General features: G+C 43.3%; 29 protein-coding genes, 7 tRNA genes and 3 pseudogenes. 30 read left to right on the forward strand and 9 right to left on the reverse strand.

Annotated elements, in window-relative coordinates; translation table 11 throughout:
• Window positions 1–124 precede the first annotated feature (124 nt).
• The 12 genes from alr to ACINLD_RS14430 all read left to right on the forward strand — a co-directional run bounded on the left by alr (window position 125) and on the right by ACINLD_RS14430 (window position 9,232).
• Window positions 125–1,294, forward strand: coding sequence for an alanine racemase (gene alr, locus ACINLD_RS14375; RefSeq protein WP_026585992.1), 1,170 nt, complete (start codon window positions 125–127; stop codon window positions 1,292–1,294).
• A 104-nt stretch (window positions 1,295–1,398) separates the two neighbouring features.
• On the forward strand, window positions 1,399–1,680 hold the full coding sequence (locus ACINLD_RS14380) for a CopG family ribbon-helix-helix protein (RefSeq protein ID WP_026585993.1): 282 nt from the start codon (window positions 1,399–1,401) through the stop codon (window positions 1,678–1,680).
• A gap of 4 nt (window positions 1,681–1,684) precedes the next feature.
• Window positions 1,685–2,035, forward strand: coding sequence for a type II toxin-antitoxin system endoribonuclease NdoA (gene ndoA / locus ACINLD_RS14385; protein WP_003179128.1), 351 nt, complete (start codon window positions 1,685–1,687; stop codon window positions 2,033–2,035).
• Window positions 2,036–2,152: 117 nt separating this feature from the next.
• Complete coding sequence (locus tag ACINLD_RS14390; RefSeq protein WP_077735675.1) at window positions 2,153–2,980, forward strand: RsbT co-antagonist protein RsbRA; 828 nt, start codon at window positions 2,153–2,155, stop codon at window positions 2,978–2,980.
• 3 nt (window positions 2,981–2,983) lie between these two features.
• Window positions 2,984–3,349, forward strand: a complete 366-nt coding sequence (locus tag ACINLD_RS14395; protein WP_026585995.1) for an STAS domain-containing protein — start codon at window positions 2,984–2,986, stop codon at window positions 3,347–3,349.
• A 2-nt stretch (window positions 3,350–3,351) separates the two neighbouring features.
• Entirely contained in the window at window positions 3,352–3,753 is a 402-nt protein-coding gene (locus ACINLD_RS14400; RefSeq protein WP_026585996.1) for an anti-sigma regulatory factor, read from the forward strand.
• Between the two features lie 10 nt (window positions 3,754–3,763).
• A complete protein-coding gene (locus ACINLD_RS14405) occupies window positions 3,764–4,771 on the forward strand; it encodes a PP2C family protein-serine/threonine phosphatase (RefSeq protein WP_026585997.1) in 1,008 nt (335 codons plus the stop codon).
• 58 nt (window positions 4,772–4,829) lie between these two features.
• The gene (locus ACINLD_RS14410) at window positions 4,830–5,156 is read left to right on the forward strand and encodes an anti-sigma factor antagonist (protein WP_409444865.1); all 327 of its coding nucleotides are present in this window, start codon (window positions 4,830–4,832) and stop codon (window positions 5,154–5,156) included.
• Window positions 5,156–5,638 (forward strand): anti-sigma B factor RsbW, encoded by a 483-nt coding sequence (gene rsbW / locus ACINLD_RS14415; protein ID WP_026585999.1) that lies wholly within the window; start codon window positions 5,156–5,158, stop codon window positions 5,636–5,638. Before ACINLD_RS14410 ends, rsbW begins: the two co-directional genes overlap by 1 nt.
• The gene (gene sigB, locus ACINLD_RS14420; RefSeq protein WP_026586000.1) at window positions 5,604–6,395 is read left to right on the forward strand and encodes an RNA polymerase sigma factor SigB; all 792 of its coding nucleotides are present in this window, start codon (window positions 5,604–5,606) and stop codon (window positions 6,393–6,395) included. The genes rsbW and sigB overlap by 35 nt, the downstream gene beginning before the upstream one ends.
• Entirely contained in the window at window positions 6,392–6,991 is a 600-nt protein-coding gene (locus ACINLD_RS14425) for a PP2C family serine/threonine-protein phosphatase (protein ID WP_026586001.1), read from the forward strand. Before sigB ends, ACINLD_RS14425 begins: the two co-directional genes overlap by 4 nt.
• A gap of 78 nt (window positions 6,992–7,069) precedes the next feature.
• Entirely contained in the window at window positions 7,070–9,232 is a 2,163-nt protein-coding gene (locus ACINLD_RS14430; protein WP_409444866.1) for a Tex family protein, read from the forward strand.
• 9 nt (window positions 9,233–9,241) lie between these two features.
• On the opposite strand, the gene cmpA is transcribed toward ACINLD_RS14430, so the two are convergent.
• On the reverse strand, window positions 9,242–9,352 hold the full coding sequence (gene cmpA / locus ACINLD_RS14435; RefSeq protein WP_003179153.1) for a cortex morphogenetic protein CmpA: 111 nt from the start codon (window positions 9,350–9,352) through the stop codon (window positions 9,242–9,244).
• A gap of 105 nt (window positions 9,353–9,457) precedes the next feature.
• On the opposite strand from cmpA, the gene ACINLD_RS14440 reads away from it, so the two are divergent.
• From ACINLD_RS14440 to ACINLD_RS14475, 8 genes are all read left to right on the forward strand, one after another.
• Window positions 9,458–9,919, forward strand: a complete 462-nt coding sequence (locus ACINLD_RS14440; RefSeq protein ID WP_409444867.1) for a SprT family protein — start codon at window positions 9,458–9,460, stop codon at window positions 9,917–9,919.
• A 116-nt stretch (window positions 9,920–10,035) separates the two neighbouring features.
• Window positions 10,036–10,110: transfer RNA gene (locus ACINLD_RS14445), tRNA-Asn, on the forward strand.
• A gap of 3 nt (window positions 10,111–10,113) precedes the next feature.
• A tRNA-Ser gene (locus ACINLD_RS14450) sits at window positions 10,114–10,204 on the forward strand.
• Window positions 10,205–10,230: 26 nt separating this feature from the next.
• Window positions 10,231–10,302 (forward strand) — tRNA-Glu (locus tag ACINLD_RS14455).
• A gap of 14 nt (window positions 10,303–10,316) precedes the next feature.
• Window positions 10,317–10,391, forward strand: a tRNA-Gln gene (locus ACINLD_RS14460).
• Between the two features lie 154 nt (window positions 10,392–10,545).
• Window positions 10,546–10,621, forward strand: a tRNA-Lys gene (locus ACINLD_RS14465).
• Between the two features lie 10 nt (window positions 10,622–10,631).
• Window positions 10,632–10,714: transfer RNA gene (locus ACINLD_RS14470), tRNA-Leu, on the forward strand.
• A 19-nt stretch (window positions 10,715–10,733) separates the two neighbouring features.
• Window positions 10,734–10,816, forward strand: a tRNA-Leu gene (locus ACINLD_RS14475).
• 88 nt (window positions 10,817–10,904) lie between these two features.
• On the opposite strand, the pseudogene ACINLD_RS14480 reads toward ACINLD_RS14475, so the two are convergent.
• Window positions 10,905–11,078: pseudogene (locus ACINLD_RS14480) on the reverse strand (tyrosine-type recombinase/integrase); the annotation flags it as partial.
• Between the two features lie 258 nt (window positions 11,079–11,336).
• On the opposite strand from ACINLD_RS14480, the gene xynA reads away from it, so the two are divergent.
• Window positions 11,337–11,978 carry an endo-1,4-beta-xylanase XynA gene (gene xynA / locus ACINLD_RS14485; protein WP_026586004.1) on the forward strand — a complete coding sequence of 214 codons (642 nt, stop codon included), beginning with the start codon at window positions 11,337–11,339 and terminating at the stop codon, window positions 11,976–11,978.
• A 288-nt stretch (window positions 11,979–12,266) separates the two neighbouring features.
• On the opposite strand, the gene ACINLD_RS14490 is transcribed toward xynA, so the two are convergent.
• Complete coding sequence (locus ACINLD_RS14490; protein ID WP_026586005.1) at window positions 12,267–12,902, reverse strand: YczE/YyaS/YitT family protein; 636 nt, start codon at window positions 12,900–12,902, stop codon at window positions 12,267–12,269.
• Between the two features lie 115 nt (window positions 12,903–13,017).
• Between ACINLD_RS14490 and ACINLD_RS14495 the strand changes: the two genes are divergently transcribed.
• The 6 genes and pseudogenes from ACINLD_RS14495 (at window position 13,018) to ACINLD_RS14520 (ending at window position 16,468) form a co-directional block, all read left to right on the forward strand.
• Complete coding sequence (locus ACINLD_RS14495; RefSeq protein WP_077735670.1) at window positions 13,018–13,470, forward strand: MarR family winged helix-turn-helix transcriptional regulator; 453 nt, start codon at window positions 13,018–13,020, stop codon at window positions 13,468–13,470.
• 24 nt (window positions 13,471–13,494) lie between these two features.
• Window positions 13,495–14,013: a GNAT family N-acetyltransferase gene (locus tag ACINLD_RS14500; RefSeq protein WP_077735669.1), complete on the forward strand. Its 519-nt coding sequence runs from the start codon at window positions 13,495–13,497 to the stop codon at window positions 14,011–14,013.
• Between the two features lie 22 nt (window positions 14,014–14,035).
• Entirely contained in the window at window positions 14,036–14,659 is a 624-nt protein-coding gene (locus ACINLD_RS14505; protein WP_026586008.1) for an FMN-binding negative transcriptional regulator, read from the forward strand.
• A 447-nt stretch (window positions 14,660–15,106) separates the two neighbouring features.
• A pseudogene (locus tag ACINLD_RS14510) lies at window positions 15,107–15,340 on the forward strand (ArsR/SmtB family transcription factor); the annotation flags it as partial.
• 93 nt (window positions 15,341–15,433) lie between these two features.
• Complete coding sequence (locus tag ACINLD_RS14515; RefSeq protein WP_236251288.1) at window positions 15,434–15,826, forward strand: SRPBCC family protein; 393 nt, start codon at window positions 15,434–15,436, stop codon at window positions 15,824–15,826.
• A 48-nt stretch (window positions 15,827–15,874) separates the two neighbouring features.
• Window positions 15,875–16,468, forward strand: a complete 594-nt coding sequence (locus ACINLD_RS14520; protein ID WP_077735668.1) for a YdeI/OmpD-associated family protein — start codon at window positions 15,875–15,877, stop codon at window positions 16,466–16,468.
• 19 nt (window positions 16,469–16,487) lie between these two features.
• On the opposite strand, the gene ACINLD_RS14525 is transcribed toward ACINLD_RS14520, so the two are convergent.
• Both ACINLD_RS14525 and ACINLD_RS14530 read right to left on the reverse strand, forming a co-directional pair.
• On the reverse strand, window positions 16,488–16,865 hold the full coding sequence (locus ACINLD_RS14525) for a hypothetical protein (RefSeq protein ID WP_256860212.1): 378 nt from the start codon (window positions 16,863–16,865) through the stop codon (window positions 16,488–16,490).
• Window positions 16,866–17,179: 314 nt separating this feature from the next.
• Entirely contained in the window at window positions 17,180–18,376 is a 1,197-nt protein-coding gene (locus tag ACINLD_RS14530; RefSeq protein ID WP_077735667.1) for an MFS transporter, read from the reverse strand.
• Between the two features lie 159 nt (window positions 18,377–18,535).
• On the opposite strand from ACINLD_RS14530, the gene ACINLD_RS14535 reads away from it, so the two are divergent.
• Window positions 18,536–19,357 (forward strand): MerR family transcriptional regulator, encoded by an 822-nt coding sequence (locus tag ACINLD_RS14535; RefSeq protein ID WP_026586012.1) that lies wholly within the window; start codon window positions 18,536–18,538, stop codon window positions 19,355–19,357.
• Between the two features lie 170 nt (window positions 19,358–19,527).
• On the opposite strand, the gene ACINLD_RS14540 is transcribed toward ACINLD_RS14535, so the two are convergent.
• Entirely contained in the window at window positions 19,528–19,920 is a 393-nt protein-coding gene (locus ACINLD_RS14540) for a VOC family protein (protein WP_077735666.1), read from the reverse strand.
• Window positions 19,921–20,109: 189 nt separating this feature from the next.
• On the opposite strand from ACINLD_RS14540, the gene ACINLD_RS14545 reads away from it, so the two are divergent.
• Both ACINLD_RS14545 and ACINLD_RS14550 read left to right on the forward strand, forming a co-directional pair.
• A complete protein-coding gene (locus ACINLD_RS14545; protein WP_026586014.1) occupies window positions 20,110–20,997 on the forward strand; it encodes a LysR family transcriptional regulator in 888 nt (295 codons plus the stop codon).
• Between the two features lie 7 nt (window positions 20,998–21,004).
• Window positions 21,005–21,357 (forward strand): annotated as a pseudogene (locus tag ACINLD_RS14550) (LysR substrate-binding domain-containing protein); the annotation flags it as partial.
• A 453-nt stretch (window positions 21,358–21,810) separates the two neighbouring features.
• On the opposite strand, the gene ACINLD_RS14555 reads toward ACINLD_RS14550, so the two are convergent.
• The 3 genes from ACINLD_RS14555 to ACINLD_RS14565 form a co-directional block, all read right to left on the reverse strand.
• Complete coding sequence (locus tag ACINLD_RS14555) at window positions 21,811–21,987, reverse strand: hypothetical protein (protein WP_179115663.1); 177 nt, start codon at window positions 21,985–21,987, stop codon at window positions 21,811–21,813.
• Between the two features lie 83 nt (window positions 21,988–22,070).
• Window positions 22,071–22,889: a cyclase family protein gene (locus ACINLD_RS14560; RefSeq protein WP_077735665.1), complete on the reverse strand. Its 819-nt coding sequence runs from the start codon at window positions 22,887–22,889 to the stop codon at window positions 22,071–22,073.
• 197 nt (window positions 22,890–23,086) lie between these two features.
• The gene (locus ACINLD_RS14565) at window positions 23,087–24,469 is read right to left on the reverse strand and encodes an amino acid permease (protein ID WP_026586017.1); all 1,383 of its coding nucleotides are present in this window, start codon (window positions 24,467–24,469) and stop codon (window positions 23,087–23,089) included.
• Between the last annotated feature and the right edge of the window lie 295 nt (window positions 24,470–24,764).

Here is a 24,764-nt window from a genome sequence, read left to right on the forward strand (position 1 = left end):
TCCGCAAAATGTATATGTAACCAGCAATTTATTGGGAGAATACAGAGGACAAAATTTCCCTTTCAACGGCTTTTTTAGTATGATGGGGGAAGATGATTTGAAACAGAACAGGAAGTGTCAATGGATGAGCTTAAAACCGTTTTATAGAAAGACCTGGGCGGAGATCGACTTAACGGCATTAAAAGAAAATGTCCGCAATATGAAGCGGCATATCGGCGAAGATGTTCATCTGATGGCCGTTGTAAAAGCGAATGCCTATGGTCATGGAGATGTACAGGTGGCGAAGGCGGCTCTTAGCGAAGGGGCGTCTATTCTTGCCGTGGCTTTATTGGATGAAGCGCTCTCATTGAGAGCGGGAGGGATTGACGAACCGATACTTGTCCTCGGCGCGGTGCCGCCGGAGTATGCCGGTATTGCTGCAGACAAGCGGATTATCTTAACGGGCTATTCGGTGCAATGGCTGAAGGAAGTGCTCGGCTGCCTCGATGACACCGGGGCTCCTCTTGAATTCCATCTAAAAATCGACACGGGGATGGGGCGGCTCGGCTGCAAAACGGAAGAGGATATAAAAGAGATGATGGAGATCACCGAATCGAGTCAAAAGCTTGATTGCACAGGGGTTTTCACCCATTTTGCGACAGCTGATGAATTGGATACCGATTATTTCAACATGCAGCTGAACCGTTTCGAAGAGCTGATCAGACCGCTCCCGCTCGATCGCATTATGGTGCATTCATCAAACAGCGCCGCCGGTCTGCGTTTCAAAAAACAGCTTTTTAATGCCGTCCGTTTCGGCATCAGCATGTACGGCTTGTCGCCGTCAACGGAAATAAAGGACGAGCTTCCGTTCCGGTTGCGGGAAGTGTTCTCGCTCCACACTGAACTCACCCATGTGAAAAAAATCAAAAAAGGTGAAAGCGTCAGCTATGGAGCGACGTATACGGCCACGCACGACGAATGGATCGGAACCGTAGCGGTCGGCTATGCCGATGGATGGCTGCGCCGTCTGGCCGGCACAGAAGTGCTGATTGACGGGAAAAGGCAGAAGATCGCCGGCAGAATCTGTATGGATCAGTTTATGATTTCCCTTCCCGAAGAATATCCGGTCGGCACAAAAGTGACATTGATCGGCAGACAAGACGACGAATGGATTCCAGTCGATGAAATCGCTAAAAGGCTGGAGACGATTAATTATGAAATTACGTGCATGATAAGTTCGCGGGTCCCCCGTATGTTTTTGGAAAATGGGAGTATAATGGAAATAAGGAATCCGATCTTGCCTAATCATATTTGAAAATAAATCATAAGCGGAAAAACAGCTTTGCTTGCGGAGAGAATAGTGATATGATTATGATTGGAATGGAATTGTATCCGTAAGTTTGGTGGAGGTGTATGTTTTTGTCTGAATCCAGCGCAACAACTGAAATTATGATTCGCTTGCCAGAAGCTTTAGTATCGGAACTTGATGGTGTCGTCATGCAAGATAACGGGAGCAGAAATGAACTGATTTACCAAGCCACAAAAATGTATTTACGCGAGCGCAAAAATCGACAAATTCGGGAATCGATGAGACGCGGTTATATGGAGATGGCAAAAATCAATTTGAACATCTCTTCCGAGGCACAATTTGCAGAGTATGAGGCTGAAAACACAGTAGAGCGCTTAGTAAGCGGAGGATAATCATTTGATTGTTAAACGCGGCGATGTTTATTTTGCTGATCTATCTCCTGTTGTTGGCTCAGAACAAGGCGGGGTGCGCCCGGTTTTAGTGATACAAAACAACATCGGCAATCGCTTCAGCCCAACTGCTATTGTTGCAGCCATAACAGCCCAAATACAGAAAGCAAAATTACCTACCCACGTCGAAATTGATGCGAAACGCTATGGTTTTGAAAGAGATTCCGTTATATTGCTCGAACAGATTCGGACGATTGATAAGCAAAGATTAACGGACAAAATCACTCATCTCGATGATGAAATGATGGAAAAAGTCAACGAAGCCTTACAAATCAGTTTGGCCCTTATCGATTTTTAATAAGAACACAGAGTTGCTCATACTTAAGAGCAACTTTTTTTGTGTTCAAAAATAACAAACGATATAATAATACTGTTAGTCCAAAAATTGTTATCGCATGTAGTTGGGGGGATGAACATGTCGAATCAAGCGGTATTATCGTTTATTTCAGAACATCAAGATGAGCTTGCGCAAAATCTGGCCGATATTCTGAAAAACTTGAACAAAAAAATATCAAACGCAAAACTGACTGAACACATGTATCAGACGATCAGCAATGAATACATTGATATTTTGCTGAACCATTCAGACACAGATGATGACAAAGTGATCGACACGATTTATCAGTTTTCTTCAAAGGCTGTGCAGATGAGTGTTCCGCTCAAGCTTCTCTCATCAGGGGTGGGGGCGTTTTGGAAGCACCTTTACTATGAAATGAACAAGGATGTTCCTGAAGACAAGCAGTGCTACGATCTGATCTGGCAGATCGATCAATTTATCGAACCGATCAACAGTGAAATTTTGAATCAATACGCCATTTCCTGGGAAAAAACCGTTGCTCTGCAAAAGGTTGCTTTACAAGAGCTGTCCGCTCCGCTCATTCCGGTGTTTGACAACATTACGGTGATGCCTCTCGTCGGCACGATCGATACGGAGCGCGCCAAAAAAATCATGGAAAATCTTTTGAGCGGTGTCGTCAAGCATCGTTCAGAAGTGGTTTTAATCGACATTACGGGAGTGCCGGTTGTCGATACGATGGTGGCGCACCACATCATTCAAGCTTCTGAAGCTGTCAGACTGGTCGGGGCTAAATGCCTGCTCGTCGGAATTCGCCCGGAAATCGCGCAGACGATTGTCAATCTGGGAATTGACCTCACCCAGGTCATTACAAAAAACACCCTGCAAAAAGGAATTCAAACGGCATTGGAAATGACGGACAGAAAAATTGTTTCACTGGAGGAATAGACGTTGAGAGTGCCTAAAATTCCCATATTGAAACTGTACAATTGTTTGCTGGTATCCATTCAAGTGGAGCTCGATGACCAAACCGCTCTGAACTTTCAGGAGGATTTGCTCAATAAAATTTATGAAACAGGATCGAACGGAGTGGTGATCGACCTGACATCAGTGGATATCATCGATTCATTCATCGCCAAAGTGCTTGGCGATGTGATCGCAATGTCAAAACTCATGGGGGCCAAAGTCGTTCTGACCGGCATACAGCCGGCTGTTGCCGTGACATTGATTGAACTCGGCATTTCGCTGGACGAGATCGAAACGGCGCTCGATCTCGAAAAAGGGCTCGAGACATTGCAGCGGGAATTGGGGGAATAGACATGAAAGACCAGTCCTGTGTGAAGATTTTGACAGAGTGGGATATCGTGGCTGCCAGACAGCTCGGGCGAAATGTCGCGAAAGAACTGGGATTCGGCACAGTCGACCAGGCCAGGATTACGACGGCCATTTCTGAGCTGGCCCGGAACATCTATTTATATGCCGGCAAAGGTCAAATTTGTATCGAACAGGTTCAAGAAAGGGGTAAAAAGGGATTGAAAATCACTGCGGTGGATGAAGGGCCGGGAATCGCCGACATCAGGAAGGTGATGGAAGACGGTTTCTCGACTTCAGGCGGTCTTGGAGCCGGACTCCCGGGGGTAAAGCGTTTAATGGATCAATTCGAATTGAATTCAGACGCAGAAAATGGAACAGACATACAAGCCGTAAAGTGGCTGCGGTAGGAGGGGAGAAATGGATTTCAGGGAAGTGATTGAGCAGCGCTATCGACAGCTGCTTAGCCGTTATATATCTGAACTGACAGAAACGTCCCTTTATCAGGGACAGAAATTCAGCAGAAAAACGATCGAACATCAAGTGCCGCCGGAAGAAATTATCAGCATACACCGAAAAGTTCTGTCTGAATTGTATCCGGATCTTCCAGACCATGTGTTCCATTCGCTCGACTTTTTAATTGAAGTGATGATTGGATACGGGTTGGCCTATCAAGAACATCAAACATTAAGAGGCATTCAGCAGGAAATTAAATCGGAAATGGAAATTGCCGCAAATGTGCAGCAGACGCTGCTTGAGACAACAATTCCGAAAGTCGAAGCCCTCGAAATCGGGGCGCTGAGCGTTCCGGCGAAGCAAATGAGCGGTGATTATTATCATTTCGTCCGCGATCAGGAATCGATGAATATCGCCATTGCAGATGTGATCGGGAAAGGCATACCTGCCGCATTGTGCATGTCGATGATCAAGTATGCGATGGATTCTCTGCCGGATTCGGGCACTGATCCTTCACAGGTGCTGAAAAGCTTGAACAGGGTGGTCGAACAAAATGTCGATCCGAGCATGTTTATTACGATGTTTTACGGAAACTATCATCTTCAAAAACACCTATTCACGTATGCATCCGCCGGTCATGAACCTGGCTTTTATTATTCTTCAGGAGAAAACAAATTCTATGATTTAAAAGCGAAAGGTCTCGTTCTCGGCATTTCTTCAGATTATGATTATGAACAATGTGAGCAAAAACTAGATATCGGCGATATGATTATTCTTTTTTCAGACGGAGTGACTGAATCCAGAACAGAGTCCGGATTTTTGGAGCGCGGCGATCTTCAAGACCTGATCAGCGTACATATGAAGGAGCCGGCGCAGCAAATGGTTGAGAAGATTTACGAACATCTGCTCAAGCTCCAGGAATTTCAGCTCCATGATGATTTCACTCTCATCGTTTTCAGAAGAAAGGTTTAATGTTTCATGTTGCCGGGTAATCATACTGTAGCGATTAAAGAGAATCAGAGGTGATATTGTGAATTTGGCAGTCGATACGAACAAAACTGATCATGCAATAGAAATCAAAGTAGCGGGAGAAATCGATGTCCACTCTGCACCTGCACTGCGTGATAAGCTGATGCCGCTCGCAGAGGAAGGAAGGGATCTGAAAGTTTGCCTGAAAGACGTGTCATATATGGACAGCACGGGACTGGGCGTTTTTGTAGGCGTATATAAAGCGGTAAACAGGACTGGGGGTTCTTTGGTGCTTGAAAATCTATCTGAACGCTTAATTCGTTTGTTTGATATTACAGGCTTAAAGGACATCATTGATATTTCTGGAAAGTCAGAGGGTGGATTATAATGAAGACTGCAGTTGATTACATTGAAATGAAATCACCTGCCAAACCGGAGTACGTGGGAATTGTTCGTTTGACCCTGTCGGGGATTGCGAGCAAAATGGGATATTCCTATGATGATATCGAAGATTTGAAAATCGCTGTGAGCGAAGCTTGCACGAACGCTGTGCAGCACGCTTATCAAGCGGATAAACAAGGGGAGGTCTCCGTCAGGTTCGGCGTTTTTGAAGATCGCCTTGAGATTGTTGTCGCAGATCAAGGGGACAGCTTCGATATTTGCGATAAACAGGAAGCGCTTGGGCCATACTCTCCTGAGCATACAGCAGATCAGCTGTCAGAAGGAGGGCTCGGCTTATATTTAATGGAAACGCTCATGGATGAAGTGAATGTGCAAATTAACTCTGGTGTCACCGTGTCGATGACAAAGTTCTTAAACAGGGAGCGAGTTGATGATGGCACAACCGTCCAAAAATACGAAACCAACTAAAGATGAAGTCGCCCGGCTGATTAAAAAATATCAGGAAAGCCATGATGAAGAGGCTCAAGCGATCCTTGTCCAGACATATCAACATCTCGTCGAGGCGCTGGCCAAAAAGTATTCCAAAGGCCAAAGTTTTCACGAAGATCTGAGCCAGGTGGGAATGCTCGGTTTGCTGGGGGCGATCAAACGGTACGATCCTGATGTGGGAAAATCGTTTGAAGCCTTTGCCATACCGACCATCGTCGGAGAAATCAAGCGGTTTCTCCGGGATAAAACCTGGAGTGTCCATGTGCCGAGAAGAATCAAGGAACTCGGACCCCGGATCAAAATGGCGGTTGACCGGCTGACGGCGGAGACCCAGAGGTCGCCCAGAGTTGAGGAAATCGCCGAATATCTCGGGGTGACGGAAGAAGAAGTGCTGGAAACGATGGAAATGGGGAAAAGCTATCAGGCGCTTTCCGTTGACCACAGCATTGAAGCTGATGCCGACGGCAGTACGGTGACGATTCTGGATATCGTCGGCTCACAGGAAGAAGGCTATGAAAGAGTCAACCAAAAGCTGATGCTGGAAAGTGTATGGCATGTCCTGTCCGATCGTGAGAAAAAAATCATCGAGCTGACTTACATCGAAAACAAAAGCCAAAAAGAAACAGGGGAAATGCTGGGCATATCGCAAATGCACGTATCGAGGCTGCAGAGGAAAGCCGTCAAACGTCTGAGGGAAGCTTTGTCAGAAGATCCCTTGATGGAGTTAAAGCCATGATCTGGACCGAATCGAATGACCACATTCGCGCACTTGTCTACCAGCTGCCTAAAGACGGGAAATCGATCTGCGGAGACAGCTTTTATTTCAATGCGACCGACCAGGGAATGATCTGTGCCCTGGCCGACGGACTGGGAAGCGGTGAAATGGCTCATGAATCCTCTTCGGCGATCAGCGAGGTTGTCAAAGAGCATGGTGATGAAGATGTCGCAAGCTTGATGGAGAGGTGCAATCAAGCGCTGAAGCAAAAGCGGGGTGCGACCGTCTCGATTTTAAAAGCCGATTTTAAAACGAGGACCATCGCTTACAGCTCAATCGGCAATATTCGCTTTATCCTATATGCTCCTTCAGATCAATATATTTACCCTCTCCCCGTGACCGGATATATGTCGGGAAAACCGCAAACCTATAAAACATTCACCTATACGTATGAAAAAGGATCGAGATTTATCATCCATTCAGACGGCTTGGTCGTACCAGGCCTTCGATCTTATTTGAAACTGCACCACTCTCCCGGAGATATTTCAGATCAGCTTGAAACTTATACGCTGATGGGAAAAGACGATCTGACCTACATCATCGGACAGCTTTTTTAGAGGAGCTGTCCTTTTGATATAGGTGTTTTTCAATATCTTTTGGTACACTAATAGGACAACATTCTTATGGAGGATACAATGGATACTTTAGCGTTAATCGTCAAACAAATCGCAAAAGAGACGGAGCTGGCGCCGAAGCACGTCGGCAATGTCATTCAATTATTGGAAGATGGAAACACCGTGCCTTTTATCGCGAGATACCGCAAGGAACAGACGGGTTCTATGGATGAAGTGCAAATTCAAACGATCTCCGAACGCTGGGGATACATTCAGCACTTAAATCAGCGGAAGGAAGAAGTCATCCGTCTGATTGCCGAGCAGGACAAGCTGACAGACGTGCTCAAGCTCAAGATCGAAAAGGCGGACAAGCTTCAGGAAGTAGAAGACTTATACAGACCCTATAAACAGAAAAGAAAAACAAAAGCGACCATCGCCAAAAGCAAGGGGCTTGAGCCTTTGGCTGATTTCATCAGCGCCCTGCCGCAGAACAAAAACATACTGGCTGAAGCACAAAAATACATAAATGAAGAAAAAGAAGTCTTCAGCGCCGAGGAAGCGCTGGAAGGCGGGAAAAACATTCTTGCCGAACGGATTTCCGACGAACCTGAATTCAGAAGATGGATTCGCCGGGAAACTTTCAAACGAGGAACATTAAAGTCTGCGGCCAAAGACGCTGAAGCGGACGAAAAGAAAATCTATGAAATGTATTATGAATATGAAGAGCCGATCCAAAAAATCGTGCCTCATCGCGTGCTCGCCGTCAACCGCGGCGAAAAAGAGGACATTTTAAAAGTGTCCGTCGAGCCGCCACTCGACCGCATCCTCGATTATTTAGAAAAACAAATCCTTAAGCATAAACAAACAACGGCGAAAGACTTGCTGAAGGACGCGATTGAAGACGGCTATAAACGCCTGATCCAGCCGTCCATCGAAAGGGAGATCAGAAAAGAGCTGACCGAAAAAGCGGAGGACCAAGCGATTCACATCTTTGCCGAAAACCTGCGCAAGCTCTTGCTGCAGCCGCCGATGAAAGGGAAGCTCGTCCTCGGCGTTGACCCGGCCTTCCGCACCGGCTGCAAGCTTGCGGTCGTCGATGAGACAGGGAAGGTGCTGAAAATCGATGTGATCTACCCGCACCCGCCTGTCAACAAGAAAAACGCAGCGATGGATAAAGTGAAACATATCATCGAAGAATTTCAAATTGAAGTGATCGCGATTGGTAACGGGACGGCGTCAAGAGAGACCGAACAATTTATCGCCGACCTTTTGAAAGGCATCGACAGAAAGGTTTATTACCTGATCGTCAATGAAGCGGGAGCAAGCGTCTACTCCGCTTCAGAGCTGGCCAGGGAAGAGTTCCCCGACCTGCAGGTGGAAGAGCGGAGCGCCGTGTCGATCGCCCGCCGGCTTCAAGATCCGCTTGCCGAGCTTGTCAAAATCGACCCTAAATCAGTCGGCGTCGGTCAATATCAGCACGATGTCAGCCAGAAAAAATTAAACGACTCCCTCCGCTTTGTCGTGGAAACCGTCGTCAACCAGGTCGGCGTCAATGTCAACACAGCATCGGCCGCGCTGTTGCAGTATGTTGCCGGTTTATCGAAATCAGTGGCATCCAACATCGTCAAAAAACGGGAGGAAGTCGGAAAATTCTCGACCCGCAAAGAGCTGAAAGATATTCCGCGGCTCGGAGCGAAAACATATGAGCAGTGCATCGGCTTTTTGAGGGTGCCTGACGGCGATGAACCGCTTGACCGCACAGGCATCCACCCGGAAAGCTACAAAGAAACGAGAGAGCTTTTGAAAAAGCTGGGCTTGTCAACAGAGCAAATCGGTTCGGCCGAGCTCCAGGGCAAAATAAATGAACTGGATATTCGTGAAGCGGCGGAACAATTGGCAATCGGCGCGATCACGCTGAAAGACATTTGCGCCCAGCTGACAAGGCCTGAGCGCGATCCAAGGGATGAAGTGCCTAAACCTCTTCTCAAAACCGATGTGCTCCAACTGGAGGATTTAAAAGAAGGAATGGAGCTGCAGGGTACGGTGCGCAATGTCGTCGATTTCGGCGCATTCGTCGACATCGGTGTCAAACAGGACGGGCTTGTGCACATTTCCAAGCTCAGCCGTTCCTTTGTCAAACATCCGCTTGACGTCGTATCGGTCGGCGATATCGTGACAGTTTGGGTAGAGCGTGCAGATGCGGCGAAAGGAAGGGTGTCGTTATCGATGGTCAAAGAAAAATAGCACTGCTCATCAGCAGTGTTTTTTTCTGTAAAAATACCAGCACTGATTCAGCAGTTTAATCTGGTAATGATCCTTTTCGTAAAAAGCTCTTTGCATCTGGTTTTTGAGCCAATTCGGCATTGACAATCCCTCCTGAAGGCTCTGAAGATAGAGTGTGGGTTTTGTTTTAGTTTATGCCGACGGGAATTTGTCCTGTTCGATGTTTTTGAAAATGAGGTGGATTCAATGGACGATCAGCAATTGCAGCAGCTGACAGAACAGCTGTCTTTGACCTATTTTAAAAAGCCGTTCCGGCACAAGGCTTATTTCAACAGCCGCCTGAAGACGACCGGAGGCAGATATTTATTGCACTCGCACGATATCGAGCTGAACAAAAAATATTTGGCAGAGCACGGCCGACAAGAGCTTGAAGGCATCATCAAGCATGAGCTCTGCCATTACCACCTTCATCTTGAAGGAAAAGGCTACAAACACCGCGACAGAGATTTTAGAATGCTCCTAAAGGAAGTCGGAGCCCCAAGGTTCTGCACACCGCTCGCCGATGCGAAAAAACAGCCGAGAAAAGTGCGCACATACAAGTGTGCAGCATGCGGACAAACTTTTGTGCACAAGCGCGCCATGGATACAAGCCGCTATGTTTGCGGAAAGTGCGGAGGGAAAATAAAAGAAATTGTGAAAAAGGGTTGACTGATCAGACTTGCCTATGTTAAATTATAAAAGCCGTCGCAAGACAGGGCATCAAAAACAAATTGTTGTTCTTGACACAATTTGTCGATATAGGTATAATGAATGAGTCTGATCATTCCACAGTAGCTCAGTGGTAGAGCTATCGGCTGTTAACCGATCGGTCGCAGGTTCGAATCCTGCCTGTGGAGCCATATGGAGAAGTACTCAAGTGGCTGAAGAGGCGCCCCTGCTAAGGGTGTAGGTCGCGTAAGCGGCGCGAGGGTTCAAATCCCTCCTTCTCCGCCATTTAAAATGCGATATTGACATCATATGGCCCGTTGGTCAAGTGGTTAAGACACCGCCCTTTCACGGCGGTAACACGGGTTCGAATCCCGTACGGGTCATTTCTCATAGCTGTTGGGCTATAGCCAAGCGGTAAGGCAACGGACTTTGACTCCGTCATGCGTTGGTTCGAATCCAGCTAGCCCAGCCATCTTTATTTGAGCCATTAGCTCAGTTGGTAGAGCACGTCCGAATACGCTTCGGAGAAGTTACTTCAGCGTACACATCGAGCGGCATCTCGAAAAAGCTTTCTGAGATGTGGACGTCGTTGTATTAGCTTCAATCTAAGGGTGTCATTTAATCTTGAGCCATTAGCTCAGTTGGTAGAGCATCTGACTTTTAATCAGAGGGTCGAAGGTTCGAGTCCTTCATGGCTCACCATGTGACATAAGCGGGTGTGGCGGAATTGGCAGACGCGCTAGACTTAGGATCTAGTGTCTTTACGGCGTGGGGGTTCGAGTCCCTTCACCCGCACTTTAAAACAACATATCATGCGGTCGTGGCGGAATGGCAGACGCGCTAGGTTGAGGGCCTAGTGGGGGCAACCCCGTGGAGGTTCAAGTCCTCTCGGCCGCATCATAGGAATACCAAGGGTTTTGACGCCCTTGGTATTTTTGTGTTGGTCTAGTTTTTTCGCTATTGTGCCCACGCTGTGCCCACTTACTTAAAATAAGTCATCTAACTTGTCCGCCATTTCTTTCTGTTTGTTGGGATATAAGTGCCCGTAAACGTCGATAGTTGTTCTCACTGAACCATGGCCTAGACGTTCCTTTATAGTAATGTAGTCTTCACCTTGGTTTATTAAAAGAGCGACATGTGAATGTCGGAGGTCGGACATAACTCCATCAGATTTAGAAACAAGAATTGTGATTCTGCGAAAAGAGGATAAGGCTATGGTGATACAAGAACACTTATAATGTAATTTTTTAGGTCTTTGTAATTATTTTACATATATTATTAATATTCACTCATGAATTCGTGATATTATATTGAAGGGGACGATCAAACGCTTTGGCGTTAGTAATTAATAATGTTTTAAATATATACGAGTGCTACCTCATGTCAAAGTCAGAAAAAATATTATAGGAGGTAACATATGTTTAAGTTTAAAAGGAATTTCTTAGTTGGATTAACGGCAGCTTTAATGAGTATTAGCTTGTTTTCGGCAACCGCCTCTGCAGCTAGCACAGATTACTGGCAAAATTGGACTGATGGCGGCGGAACAGTAAACGCTGTTAATGGGCCTGGAGGGAATTACAGTGTGAATTGGTCTAATACCGGAAATTTCGTTGTTGGTAAAGGTTGGACTACAGGTTCGCCATCTAGGACAATAAACTATAATGCCGGAGTTTGGGCGCCGAATGGCAATGGATATTTGGCTTTATATGGTTGGACGAGATCACCTCTCATAGAATATTATGTAGTGGATTCATGGGGTACTTATAGACCTACTGGAACGTATAAAGGTACTGTAAAAAGTGATGGGGGTACATATGACATATATACAACTACACGTTATAACGCACCTTCCATTGATGGCGAAAAAACTACTTTCACGCAGTACTGGAGTGTTCGCCAGTCCAAGAGACCAACTGGAAGCAACGCTAAAATCACTTTCAGCAATCATGTTAAAGCATGGAAGAGTCATGGAATGAATCTGGGTAGTAATTGGTCTTACCAAGTCTTAGCGACAGAGGGATATCAAAGTAGTGGAAGTTCTAACGTAACAGTGTGGTAACAGATTACCTTTAATCAGGGTAGCTAACGGGCTGCTGGTCGTTCCTTGAGAAATTTTATAATCATTGTTATTGTGAGTTACTAAGAGGCGACGGTCTTTTAGTTGGAATTCCAATATATGCCTCGGGTATGGTAAATGATTATTAAAATCGTTAGTAATGGTTAAAGGTCGTTTTCTACTAGGCAAATGTTCAAGTCCTTTCGGCCGCATACCAGAGATACCAAGGGTTTTGACGCCCTTGGTATTTTTTATATTCATCTGTTTTTTGCCTCTTACTTAACATCCATTCTATATCGAATGTTTTACATCATCTGCTGATATATTGGATTTTGTCAATATACGGTTCAATGCTTTTTCAGTAAACGGCATAAAGCCATTAAGGATCAGCCCCCCTAAACAAACGGTTAATAAAGTTCCAATGCCGATTGGTCCATTCAAAATCATGGCCAGTATCAAGAAGGCGAGGTAAATGAACGTTCTCGAAAAAAATATATTGGTTCTCGTTAATTCTTTTATGATGAATGTTAAACGGTCAATTGGCATCGAAGCAAAATTTGTGTATAAGTATGTCGCGGTTCCTAACCCTGTAACAACCAAGCCGATTCCAAAACAAATCGCTTTGCTGTACCATTGTTCTGGTGTCACAAAAAAATGCAGCAAAAAAAGCCACATGTCAATGCCGATACCGGTTATAAACGCCGTTAGCATCCCCGAAACTTCCGGTCTTTGTCTTTTTAAAAACGAATTGCAGCCTATTAATATTAGAGCCATGATGACTTCCCAACTTCCCACAGTTAGCCCGACATTTACGGACAGTCCCACCAAAAGTGCATCAAAAGGTGAAACTCCAAGGTCTGATTGGATCGTGAAAGCAATACCGAGGGTTAATATTAAAATGCCTAATACATAAAAAATAAACTTCACTTTACTCGACCTCTTTATTGTTATTTTTCCTTGCAAATGCAACAAAAATCGGCTATATTGAATGTACAACAATTTTATTGCATTTACAACAAAAATATGTGCGCAGGAGGCAGCGATGAAAGAAATCCTTCGTGAAATTGGAATGATTGCCCGAGCATTGGATTCTATAAGCAATATCGAATTTAAAGAACATGATCTGACAAAAGGGCAGTATTTGTACCTTGTCCGAATATGCGAAAACCCGGGAATCATTCAGGAGAAGTTGGCTGAGATGATTAAAGTAGACCGGACAACCGCAGCCCGGGCAATAAAAAAACTTGAAATGAAGGGCTTTATTGAAAAGAAAGATGATGAACATAACAAAAAAATAAAAAAACTCTTTCCGACGGAAAAGGGAAATGAGGTATTTCCTTTTATCAAAAGAGAAAATGATCATTCGAATCGTGTGGCATTAGCGGGATTTTCCGAGGGGGAAGCGGAGACTATCTTCAATCTTCTTCAAAGAGTAAGAAAAAATGTAGAAAAGGACTGGGAATTCGTGAAAAAGGGGAACAAAAGAAATTATTGACAGCGTAAAGGAGCGGCAGATTGAATGACAGTAAATATAAAAAGGTGTACCCTTGAAGACTTACACAAGCTTCAGGAAATTGGTTATGAAACATTTAATGAGACATTTAAGCATCAGAACTCGCCAGAAAATATGAAAGCCTACTTGGACAAGGCATTTAACTTAAAACAATTAGAAAAAGAATTATCCAATAGCTCTTCGCAATTCTTTTTTGTTTATTTTAACAATGAAGTCGCTGGATATTTAAAGGTCAACACCGATGAGGCCCAGTCTGAAAAAATGGGTGATGATTCACTTGAAATCGAGAGAATTTATATCAAGAACAACTTTCAAAAACACGGGCTTGGTAAATATCTGTTCAATAAAGCTGTGGAAATTGCGAAGGAACGGAATAAAAAGAAAATCTGGCTGGGCGTATGGGAAAAAAACGAAAATGCCATTGATTTTTATAAGAAAATGGGCTTTGTCCAAACCGGAGCCCACTCTTTTTATATGGGGGATGAAGAACAAACGGACTTTATCATGACGAAAACACTCCTATAACTTTATAGGAAGGGGGATGATGATGTATATTCCAAAATATTTTAAGGTCGAAAATGTTGATGAAATTTGGGATTTTGTCCAAAAAAACGCTTTTGGCACAATCGTCACGACAGAACAAGGAAAACCTATTGCCACTCATTTGCCTTTAGGCTTCAATAAAAAAGGTGATGATTACTATATCACTGGGCATATCGCTTATGGAAATCCTCAGTGGAGAACATTTGAAACCTGTGATGATGTGCTTGTTATGTTTCAGGGACCGCACGCTTACATTTCTTCTTCTTGGTATGGGCATGAAGATGTTCCAACTTGGAATTATCAAGCCGTCCATATATACGGTAAAGCAAGCATGCTAGAGAGAGATGAATTAATAGAAGAATTAACAATTATGATGGAAAAATACGAAAAACATCGAAAAAACCCCATTTTATGGGATGGGCTTTCTCCTCAACTTTTAGAAAGCCAACTGAAAGCGATTGTCGGGTTTAAGATTAAGGTGGAAGACATTCAGGCTGCATATAAATTAAGTCAAAATCGCAATGAAACGGATTATACGAACATCATTGATCAATTGCAAAATGAAGAAAATCCAAATTCGAAACAAGTGGCAGAACAGATGGAAAAGAGAATGAAAAATCAAATATAAGCCTACTTTTATTAAACCCTTTGCTGTGAGAATGAAAGGATGGAACCGGAGCAGTTAGTGCATTGCTCAAATTGTTGATTTGATAGATCATTCAAATCGTCCGGCGGTACAAGGAATTATACTGATTGTCATTTGGTTCCGCAGGGAAAGGTACAAAGATAAATAAAAGGATAGTCGAAAGGCTATTCTTTTTTTTGTTTATTTTAATTCATTGATTTATAACAGTGCCCATTTTGTGCCGGGTTTTTTCAACTAGGCGGTGAACAACCCGTTTATTAAGCTAAAGTCGTCTCATGCTCAAGCTTTCTTTTATTGTTCCGTAACCGGCAAATTAAATGCTGGGAGAATAAAACCGAAACCGTCATGTCTAAGATAAAATTGACATGACACCAATTAGTGTCATATAATTAAGACACCAATTGGTGTCCAATTAAGGGGAGGAGGATTTTGAACGAGAAAAATCAAGATCGTGATATTTATGCAGCTGTTGCCGACCCAACAAGACGTCAATTGATGCGCTTGTTAGCGGATGTGGAAGAATTGCCGCTCAAAGAGTTGACCGCTCATTTTGACATGGGCCGTACCGCTATTTCAAAGCATTTGGCAATCCTTAAAGAGGCCGGTCTCGTCATGAGCAGAAAGGCCGGCAGGGAAACGCGTTATCGGCTGAATGCTGCCCCATTGAAAGAAATAGAGGATTGGGTATCGTTTTACAGGAAATTCTGGAGTGAAAGAATGTTGCTTTTAGACCAAATATTAAAGGAGGAACAAAACATGGATTTAACAGTATCACATGATTTTACTTTTGAGAGCCCGATCGAGAAGGTATGGCTCGCTTTAACGGATGCAGATACTCTTGCAAAATGGATCATGCCTAATGATTTTAAGCCTGTCGTCGGACATCAATTTCAGTTTCGCAATGAGCAGTGGAATTTAATAATTGATTCCGAAGTTCTTGAAATAGACGAGCCTTACAAGCTATCTTACACTTGGGTCGGCGGCGGAATAAACACTACAGTCACATGGACATTAAAGCATGAGGAGGGAAAAACCTCCCTGCATCTCGAACACACAGGTTTCGAAAAAGAAGATCAAGCGTTCAATGGTGCAAAATTCGGTTGGGCGAAAATGGGCGAAGATCTTAAAAAATTGTTAGAAGAAATGTAAGAAAGAGTATAGGAAAAAGCAAACTGCTCGGAAAGAGGGTGTTCCTTGATGACAAATAGTCAAATAAATCCCAAGGTCGAAGAATTTTTAAGCAGGGCTACAAAGTGGAAGAAAGAATTTGAGAAGTTAAGACATATCGTTCTTGACTGTGAGCTGACCGAAGAATTTAAGTGGATGCATCCTTGTTACACGTTTAATAACAAAAACATCGTTTTAATCCATGGATTTAAAGAATATTGTGCGCTTCTGTTTCATAAAGGTGCCTTGTTAAAGGACCCGCATGGGATTCTTGTTCAACAAACGGAGAATGTACAAGCGGCGCGGCAGATTCGCTTCAAAAATGTTGAGGAAATGATTGAACTGGAAACCATCCTGAAAGCCTATATTCATGAAGCGATTGAAGTTGAAAAAGCCGGTTTGGAAGTCGATTTTAAAAAGAATACAGAATATCAAATTCCTGAAGAACTTCAAAAAAAATTCGAAGAAATCCCTGGCTTGAAAGCTGCTTTTGAAGGATTAACCCCGGGACGGCAAAGAGCATATATTCTTTATTTTTCTCAAGCCAAACAATCCAAAACCCGAGAGTCAAGGGTTGAAAAATATGTGCAGAACATTCTCGATGGAAAGGGATTAAAGGATTAGTCAAAAGAAATATCAAGGGTTAGACGCCTTGGTATTTTTTTATTTCCGCACATTTATGTTTTTTTGGATTGAAAAACATACCAAGTGAGAAATCAAAAGGCAGAGCATGTAGCGTTGAAAATTTAACTATGTTATTTTGATAAAAGATCAGAAAAATAATAAGGAGAAACAAAATGGGCAAATTTTCTACCGATCTTTTAAAAGCTTGGCTGGCGATACCTAGATGGTTTAAAATGTTTGCACTAAATGCGATTACCATATATGTTTTATGGACACTTTTCATTGATGGAATAAACAATATATTTAGATTAGATATCTCCTCCTTAATGATAAGTCTAGCAGCATCAGGAATAATATTGGCAATTTTTAATAAAACTTCTGTAAAAAATTGAACCATGTTCTTAACACTTTCTTTAAAATCAAAACCCCTGAAACAGGGGCGCCAGCGTGTCGACTAACCCTCGCATTCGTTGTCAGGTCTGCTCAGTCGGTGCTCACGAATGATAACGAGGATCGGCGGCTAATTGCGCAGGCCTACTGCCTGAACGCCGCCGTCATCACATCCTGTGAAAGTCCGCTCCGATGCCCGGCCTTTCTAGACTGCAAAGGTTGAGGGTCACGCTGAAAGGATTTTGTCAACAATCTGAAACATCCCAATATGATTTGGTATGTTTTTCTTTTAACGCAACTGTATTGTGATTCCGGCCTCATTCAAGATTGAACTTCATTTGCTTTTTCTTTCCACACCATTGTAAGACCCAAGCCGATAATCATCACGATGCCTGCAAAAAGGAAAGGATAATGAATGTTAAGATCAAAGAGAATACCGCCCAGAGCCGGACCAAAGATATTTCCTAAGCTCGTGTAAGTGGAGTTCATCCCTGCAACAAAACCCTGCTGGTTACCGGCGACTTTGGATAAGAAAGTCGTCAGGGCCGGGCGCAGCAAATCAAACGCCAGAAAAATAAAACAAGTGACAAGCAAAACAGCTAAAAACCCTGACATGACAGTTGACACGAAAGCCAAGACCGCGCCGGTGATGAGGCAAAGCTGAATCATCCTTTTCTCTCCAAGTTTATTGACCAATTTCCCGAATAGTAAAACTTGAATAATGACGGCAACGATCGAACTGATCGTAACAATGATTGCGATATCCTTTGGTGTGAAGCCGAACTTATGATCAGAAAACAAGCTGAATACCGTTTCGTAGGCTGACAAGCCGAAAGCCAGCACAAAAACGATCACAAATGCAATGAAATAGACAGGATGAATCGACCTCTTCAAGTCGTTAAAGAAATTGGATTCCTTTGTTTGAGACGAGAGTTGTTCCCGTTCTTCTTTTGACAAGGATTCTTTTAATATAAAAACGGAAGAGACAGCTGCTGTAAATGCCAAGGCGGCAGCGAAGAAAAATGGCATCCGAATCCCATATTCGGCTATAAATCCTCCGGCACCAGGTCCAATAATAAAGCCGGTGCTAATCGCTGCCGAAACATAGCCCATCGCCTTTGACCTTACCTGCAGTGTTGTTATATCAGCTACATACGCTGTAACGGCAGGCATGATAAAGGCGGCGCTGACTCCGCCCAATATCCTCGATAAATAAAACATTGAAACATGGGTTCCCAATCCAAAAATCAACTCTGATATACTGAATACAAGCAATCCGATGACAATCATTTTTTTTCTTCCAAAACGGTCAGCCCATCTTCCCGCAAAAGGGGAAGTGATTAATTGGGAAATGGCGAAAACCGCAACAAGATACCCCATTGTACTGCCGGATAAATGCATGATATTCATAAAGGAAGGCATAACTGGAATAATTAAACCGATGCCAAGAAATGCTATGAAAATGTTGCTTAATAATATAATAAGCACCGTTTTTTGTTCTCTTATTGATTTTTTCATCTATAAAACTCCTCTTACATTAATCAAGGCAAAGCGTAATCGTTTCCAGCGGAGAGTTTTTCCGTTTTTTTATGATCCTTTTCTTTTTGGATCGAAGCTGTGTTCAAGTACAATAAAATCATAAAGTATATGGTTACCGTATAGTCAAGGAGATTTTTTATGAGCGAAGATTTAAAAAAATATTTCACAACGGGTGAGTTTGCCAAGCTCTGCAACATCAAAAAACAAACGCTGTTTCACTATGATGAGATCGGTTTGATTTCTCCGGAGATCAAAAAAGAGAATGGTTATAGGTATTATTCTTATCATCAATTTGAGCTTTTTCAAGTGATCAACTTGTTTAAAGAGGTTGGTTTACCGTTAAAAGAAATCAAGTCCCTCATCAAAGGTAAAACACCGGGCCGAATCTTACCGCTTCTGAAAGAAAAGTCTGTTGAAATTGAGGACAAAGTGAAAAAGCTCAAGCATTTGCAAAAGATCATCGAGACGAAAGTGTCGTTAACAGAACAAGCGTTAAAAACAGACTTCTCTTCGGTTTCTTTCCAATATTTAAATGAAGAAACATTTATGATCGGCAAAAATACTTTACATTTACCAGAACGAAAATACGTTGCAGCCATTTCAGAGCTCATTCACGATGTTGAGTCTCGTGGATTAGATGAGGGGTATCCTGTCGGCGGTATATTGGCACGGGAACAAATCTTAAATAAAGACTTCTATAATTACATTCACTTTTATGTAAAAGTAAAAGAAGGAATCGATACGGCAAACGAGCATGTGAGACGAAAAGGGCTGTATGCAATCGGCTACCAAAAAGGCGAAGAAGTTGAAGATGCCTACAGCAGAATCATTCAATTCATTGAAAAGAATGGGATGCAGATAGGTGAGTATGCATATGAGGAATTCATGCTTGATGAAGTGATGGTCGATGGATTTGAAAATCAAATCACCAAAATCCTTATTCAAGTTCAAGAGGTGTAAACGAATCTTGGCATTAATGAGATAAGCATGAAGCAGGACGTTAATCTAAGCTCATTTCCGGCTTCCGCTGAGAAAAGCAATTAACTGCCAAGGTTAAAACGTGCTAACACAAGTGGCGGCGAATAAAGTGAGTCCTAAAAAGAAGGGAGAGGAAACTCATCCCTTCTTTTTCAGCTTTTTAAAGGGGCTAGATCCTGTGATATTTCAATCAGGTTTTGATCAGGATCCCTAATATATACAGATACAATCGGACCAAGCGCGCCGGTTCTTCTGACAGGTCCCTCCTCAATGTTCACATTGTTTTGACGTAGATGTTCGATTATATCGTCTATTGTTTCTTCCGCGATAAAACAGAGATCTGCAGAGCCGGGAAGCGGATGTTTTGCTTTGGGAGTGAATTCATTGCCAGCCTCGTGCAAATTTATTTTTTGATTGCCAAAACGCAACGCTTTTCTGCCTGAGCCAAACGTTTCTTCTTTCATTCCCAAAACCCGCGTATAAAAGCTGATTGTCTCTTGAAGGTCTTTTACAGTTAAAACAAAATGATCAAGCCGTTTGATCACAATCAATTCCTCCCAATGAAGATATTTATTTTACAACATCAAGAATAGTTGAAACGCTTTGCCTTGTCTTCTGCACATCTTCTCGGCCCCTTTATCAATGATGGTAGCACTATTCATTTATATTATATAATGCATTATAAATATGTTTTTAATGTTTTAGTGTCATGAGATGGGAAGGAGACGGAACCTATGGAATGGGAACAACTTGAGTATTTTCAAGCTCTTGCCCGGATACAGCACGTCACAAAAGCTGCAGAATGTTTATCGATCTCTCAGCCTGCACTTTCACGTTCTATCCATCGTTTAGAGGTCTATTTAGGTGTTCAGCTGTTTGACAGACAAGGACGCACAATCAGGCTGAACAAGTATGGAGAGATTTTTTTAAGACGGGTGGATGTGATGATGAAAGAGTTTCATGACGGCAAAGAAGAAATCAAACAGTTATTGGATCCGGACCATGGGGAAGTATCACTCGGCTTTTTGCATACGCTTGGGACAACGATCGTTCCGGATTTAATCGGATCTTTTAAACGTCAGCATCCGGGAATTCAGTTTCACCTGAGACAAAATCACTCTTACTGGCTTCTCGATAAACTGAAGTCCGGTGAACTGGATCTTTGCTTACTGCAATCCATCAAGCCCGAAAAGTCCATTCATTGGGTGCAATTATGGAGTGAAGAGCTTTTTTTGTTTGTGCCAAAAGGACACCGATTAGCCGATTGTGAAAGTGTGACATTGGATGAAGTCGCCAAAGAGCCTTTTATCGTATTAAAAAATGGTTATGCACTCCGATACACAGTAGATGAACTTTTTGAAAAAGCGCAAATTCAACCGGAGATCCTCTTTGAAGGTGAGGAAGTGGCCACCGCAGCAGGCTTTGTCGCCTCAGGACTCGGTATTTCAATCCTGCCCGACCTAAAAGGACTGGATCAGAGCCATATCTCCAAAGTCCGGATCAGCTGGCCGGAATGCCAACGTCTGATTGGCATCGCCTGGATAGAAGGAAGATATTTATCACCGGCAGTGGAGAAATTTAAGCAGTTTGTGAAGAATCACTTTTCTGAATGGAGTCCATAACTTGAAAGAAAAATGCGTTCATCATACACTGGCTGAGGAGAGGATCGTCCTTGTCGGCAGCAGTGAAGGGCCGGATCATTTGGAAGATGATCAAAACCATTTTTTTATAACGAATGAAGAAGGCTGCAGTTATCGGACAATGTTTGAAAGATACCTTTTAAAACATGATCTCCACTACTTTCAAACGATGGAATATAGAAGCGATTAAACAAATGGTCATGAGCGGACTCGGGTTTTCTGCTTTACCTTATATGACAGTGAAAGATGAAGTGGATTGCGGCTAGCTAAAACATTCTGACCCATTCTGAAAAACTCGCCCCGCTTTATTCCCACATGCTGACTAAGAAGAAAAAATGGTAATTTCCGGCTGTTGAGGCTTTTGTTAAGCTTGTCTTACGTTCGGTTTATGAAGCTGACAAAGAAGAATCTGAATTTACTATCTAGGTAATGTCCGAACGTTCCAGAATTTTTGAACGATAAAACTTTACTCAATGAATTCCGAAAGGCGTTGAGTTATCGTGATGAATAAAGGAGGGTATTATTGGTGGGCAAATTACCTAGAGTGTTTCAAATGATGGGGGTTACCGGCTTTGTTTTAACTTTTCTGCAAATCTCCATTGGATGGTTCATTGGATTTTTCTTTTCAGGTCTTTTCTTCTTCACGTTGATAAAACAGGAACATAAACACAACGAATTCAATTTAATAGCGGGAGTTTTAGCCGTCTTATATTCATTTTATTGCCTATTTACCCAGGTTGTATGACCAAAAGAACCAAGGGGTATTCCCTCGGTTCTTCTGTATTTGTCAGTCTTTTATGCTCGCTCTATACCATCCCAAGAGGGCGGCGCTTCATCCAGATCGACAGCCAATGTTTCCAAAAAACGTGCGACATTCAAAAGAGTGAATTCGGCTCTTTCCTGTTCACTGAATATTTGTTTCGTATTTTCAAATGTTAAATCGGTTACTTTTACGCGGGTACGCACATTCATCAATCAAACGCAGCAAAGCCCGCGTTAAATTTGCCGGAAACCGCTGGTATTACGCTTTTTGTTCATTATGTACCCGATCAATATCAGCTAATTGTATTCTTGCCATTGACCATTTCATCCTTTATTTCACGTTCAGCGTGAAGAATGGCGACAGGACGCGCCCATCCGGCTGAGGCTTTTTCAACTTTTACGGGAAAAGCCATCACATAAAAACCGGTGGAAGGCAATTGCTCAAGATTGGCGAGTTTTTCAATTTGGCAGTAAGGGATTTTGCTTCCGGAGTAATGTCCTTCCCAAATAATCGCCGGGTCTTTTTCCGTCTCAAAGCGCCTGGCGGTTACACTGAACGGAGCATCCCAGCTCCAAGCGTCAGTACCGACAAGGCGCACGCCGCGCTCGGTTAAAGAGAGCGTGGCTTCGCGCCCCATGCCGCAGCCGCTGTTCAAGTAATCTTTCTGTCCGTATTTGGCGCCGGCCGATGTATTGACAAGGACAATGTCGCCGGGAGCAAGCGTATGATTGATTCGTTGAAGTTCTTTCTCGATGTCATCCGGAGTGACGATTCGTCCATCTTCAAAATGTCTGAAATCCAGCTTGACGCCAGGGCCGTGAAACCACTCAAGAGGAACTTCATCAATCGTCGCCATCCGCTTGCCGTCATCCGTAACCGAACGATAATGGTAAGGGGCGTCTATATGAGTTCCGGCATGTGTCGACATCTTCACTTTTTCAAGCGACCAGCCTTCACCGCCGGGAAGGTCGTCTGAAGAAAGCCCGGGGAAGCTTTGGACCATTTGCTTGGCCCCTTGCTTATGATCCACATATTCAATTTCGGGAATAAAACCAGGAGGGTCAGATGGAATATCGTCCCTTAAGGTCACTGATAAATCTACGATTTTCATAAGTTTATTCTCCTTTTTCTGCCATGTGATTTTTTAAAACATGATAGACAGTGCGACCAGCCGGCATTTTTTCTGTTTTTTCATCTCTCCTCTCCTTGTATCCGTTTTCTTAAGTTTCATTCTACATGAGGTGCCATCCGCTCCAAAACAAAAAGCCTGCAGAGCATGTTCTGCAGGCTGAGTCACATCTTCGCTTTCTAGACTTGTTCCTTCGGTTTCCTCATTTTAAAAATAACGATCAGCAACAAAAACCAAACCGGTGTGACAAATAAGGAAACACGGGTATCCTGCGCCAATCCGAGCACAACGAGAATAAACGCAAGAAAGATAAGAACCACATAATTTGAAAATGGATAAAACGGCATTTTAAATGTGTTTGTTTTCGCTAAATCCGGTCTTGTTCTGCGGTATTTCAAATGGCAGATCACCGTGATTCCCCATATAAAGATGAAGCATATCGTGGAAATGCTTGTGATCAGCGTGAACACTTCTTCCGGCATGATATAGTTCAGCGTCACGCCGATGAGAATCACGACGGCTGAAAAGAACAGCGCATTGCTCGGTACTTTGCGGGAAGTCAGCTTTTTCATTGCTTCAGGCGCATTTTGTTCTTTGGCAAGCGAGTAAACCATCCGGCTTGTGCTGAAGATCGCGCTGTTGCTTGCCGAAGCCGCTGATGTCAGAACGACAAAATTGATGATGCTGGCTGCCGCAATGATCCCGACTGCTGCAAAAACTTGAACGAATGGACTTTCATCAGGATTGATGATATTCCACGGATAGATGCTCATAATCACAAGAAGAGCGCCGATATAGAAAAGCAAAATCCTGACAGGGATATTGTTGATGGCTTTCGGAATCACGTTTGCCGGATCCTTTGTTTCGCCTGCCGTCAGTCCCACAAGTTCGATGCCTACAAATGCAAACACCACCATCTGGAATGAGAGAAGAAATCCATGCAGCCCATTTGGGAACATGCCGCCGTGGCTCCACAGATTCGTGAAGCTCGCTTGGCCTGAAGCGGTGGAAAAACCTGTTGCGATCATGAATAAACCAATCACAATCAGCGCCAGAATCGCGATCACCTTGATTAATGCAAACCAGAATTCAAGCTCTCCAAAAAGCTTTACAGTCGCCAGGTTCATGATCAGCAAAATAATCAACGCGATAAAGCCCGGTGTCCACTGCGGTACACCGGGAAACCAATATTGGGTGTAGAGTCCGACCGCGGTCAAATCGGCCATGGCGAGCGAAATCCAGCAAAACCAGTAGGTCCAGCCGGTGATAAAGGCTGCCATATCGCCCAAATAGTCTCTGACAAAATCAACAAAAGAGTGGTACTCCAGATTGCTTAACAGCAATTCTCCAAGAGAACGCATAATAAAAAAGCAAATGATCCCGGTGATCATATAAGCAAATAAAATCGACGGTCCTGCAAAATGGATCGATTTCCCCGAGCCGAGAAACAATCCCGTCCCGATGGCTCCGCCGATGGCGATCAGCTGAATGTGCCTGTTTTTCAGGCCCCTTGATAATGTTTGTTCATGTCTGTTATTGTCTCCGGTTATATCGTCTGTCACTTTGTACTGCCTCCAATAATTGTTTTAACTCCTGGCTCCCGTATTTTTTTATGTTCTATTATAACACTAAAATTTAAAAGGTTTGATTGTTGAAAGAATGTTTCGTTCTTGTACATATCCAATGTCTTGTAACAGTCCTAAAAATCCTTTTCGATGATGACATTTTAGCTTATTTTTATTCGAAATTCGAGGATTATTGGTATATTTTTCTTAAAACATGATCCGAAAAGAGGTGTGAAAGTGAACCCTCTATTCGTTTGTTTGGACAGTTTCTTGCGGAAGATACTTGAACATA

The sequence above is a fragment of the Bacillus sp. z60-11 genome (assembly GCF_046464135.1).
Lineage (GTDB): Bacteria > Bacillota > Bacilli > Bacillales > Bacillaceae > Bacillus > Bacillus sonorensis_A.

Coding starts and splice junctions, on each gene's coding strand:
- alr (WP_026585992.1), top strand. CDS start 125: ATGAGCTTAAAACCGTTTTATAGAAAGACCTGGGCGGAGATCGACTTA.
- xynA (WP_026586004.1), top strand. CDS start 11,337: ATGTTTAAGTTTAAAAGGAATTTCTTAGTTGGATTAACGGCAGCTTTA.
- ACINLD_RS14425 (WP_026586001.1), top strand. CDS start 6,392: ATGATCTGGACCGAATCGAATGACCACATTCGCGCACTTGTCTACCAG.
- ACINLD_RS14560 (WP_077735665.1), bottom strand. CDS start 22,889: ATGAAAATCGTAGATTTATCAGTGACCTTAAGGGACGATATTCCATCT.
- ACINLD_RS14525 (WP_256860212.1), bottom strand. CDS start 16,865: ATGGTTCAATTTTTTACAGAAGTTTTATTAAAAATTGCCAATATTATT.
- ACINLD_RS14430 (WP_409444866.1), top strand. CDS start 7,070: ATGGATACTTTAGCGTTAATCGTCAAACAAATCGCAAAAGAGACGGAG.
- sigB (WP_026586000.1), top strand. CDS start 5,604: ATGGCACAACCGTCCAAAAATACGAAACCAACTAAAGATGAAGTCGCC.
- ACINLD_RS14500 (WP_077735669.1), top strand. CDS start 13,495: ATGACAGTAAATATAAAAAGGTGTACCCTTGAAGACTTACACAAGCTT.
- rsbW (WP_026585999.1), top strand. CDS start 5,156: ATGAAGACTGCAGTTGATTACATTGAAATGAAATCACCTGCCAAACCG.
- ACINLD_RS14400 (WP_026585996.1), top strand. CDS start 3,352: ATGAAAGACCAGTCCTGTGTGAAGATTTTGACAGAGTGGGATATCGTG.
- ACINLD_RS14520 (WP_077735668.1), top strand. CDS start 15,875: ATGACAAATAGTCAAATAAATCCCAAGGTCGAAGAATTTTTAAGCAGG.
- ACINLD_RS14535 (WP_026586012.1), top strand. CDS start 18,536: ATGAGCGAAGATTTAAAAAAATATTTCACAACGGGTGAGTTTGCCAAG.
- ACINLD_RS14530 (WP_077735667.1), bottom strand. CDS start 18,376: ATGAAAAAATCAATAAGAGAACAAAAAACGGTGCTTATTATATTATTA.
- ACINLD_RS14405 (WP_026585997.1), top strand. CDS start 3,764: ATGGATTTCAGGGAAGTGATTGAGCAGCGCTATCGACAGCTGCTTAGC.
- ACINLD_RS14555 (WP_179115663.1), bottom strand. CDS start 21,987: ATGAATGTGCGTACCCGCGTAAAAGTAACCGATTTAACATTTGAAAAT.
- ACINLD_RS14505 (WP_026586008.1), top strand. CDS start 14,036: ATGTATATTCCAAAATATTTTAAGGTCGAAAATGTTGATGAAATTTGG.
- ACINLD_RS14545 (WP_026586014.1), top strand. CDS start 20,110: ATGGAATGGGAACAACTTGAGTATTTTCAAGCTCTTGCCCGGATACAG.
- ACINLD_RS14440 (WP_409444867.1), top strand. CDS start 9,458: ATGGACGATCAGCAATTGCAGCAGCTGACAGAACAGCTGTCTTTGACC.
- ACINLD_RS14390 (WP_077735675.1), top strand. CDS start 2,153: ATGTCGAATCAAGCGGTATTATCGTTTATTTCAGAACATCAAGATGAG.
- cmpA (WP_003179153.1), bottom strand. CDS start 9,352: ATGCCGAATTGGCTCAAAAACCAGATGCAAAGAGCTTTTTACGAAAAG.
- ACINLD_RS14495 (WP_077735670.1), top strand. CDS start 13,018: ATGAAAGAAATCCTTCGTGAAATTGGAATGATTGCCCGAGCATTGGAT.
- ACINLD_RS14515 (WP_236251288.1), top strand. CDS start 15,434: ATGGATTTAACAGTATCACATGATTTTACTTTTGAGAGCCCGATCGAG.